This is a genomic window from Arsenophonus sp. ENCA (genome assembly GCF_002287155.1).
GTDB classification, from domain to species: Bacteria; Pseudomonadota; Gammaproteobacteria; order Enterobacterales; family Enterobacteriaceae; genus Arsenophonus; species Arsenophonus nilaparvatae.
On the sequence record NZ_NHNG01000389.1, the window covers coordinates 1 to 602 of the forward strand.

Sequence of the window (602 nt, forward strand, 5' to 3'; positions counted from 1 at the left end):
ATAGTAACAAACAAAGAGAATCCCACCCGTGAATACGTCAAATCTATCATGGATGCCCGTTGGTCTGTTGAAGTTTATCATCGAGAAGTTAAACAAAATTGTGGTATTGAACGCTGTCAGGCTCGCACGAGCCGAGCGCAAAGAAATCATATTTTTCTCGCTATTTCTGCGTGGTTTGAACAACATAAACGTCGTATATCTGAAAAAATAACCCTTTATCAACAAAATTGGGACGTAATCAAAAATGCTATTGCTGAGCACATCCGTGTTTTATTAGCGTACCCAAATTAGTTTTGTGCGAAACTCGTGTTTAATCATCTCGGATTTCATGCTACACCTCCGATACTACGAAGCAAGGAAGCAGCCTAGCGGCTGCAAATCGATATCGGGTAGAATGGTGGTACCTTGAACTTCTGGAAATCATATAAAATTACCCCCGTGCTTTCTGAATTCACTCCTCGCCCTCTAAAAACGTTAAACTAGTTGCTGAATAGAGACTTGCATTTTTTGTCACGCTATTGAGAATAAAAAGAGGTTTAACTTAGAGAATAAAGGTTTGAAATGATCAACAAAGAGCGGCTGTTACGAGATAATCGTTTATG

General features: G+C 39.4%; 1 protein-coding gene. It reads left to right on the forward strand.

All coding sequences use genetic code 11. The features are described 5' to 3' along the window. Positions 1-291 (forward strand): transposase (locus tag CBG25_RS10185; protein WP_290603789.1); only part of this gene is annotated, 291 nt, incomplete at its 5' end. Positions 292-602: the final 311 nt, after the last annotated feature.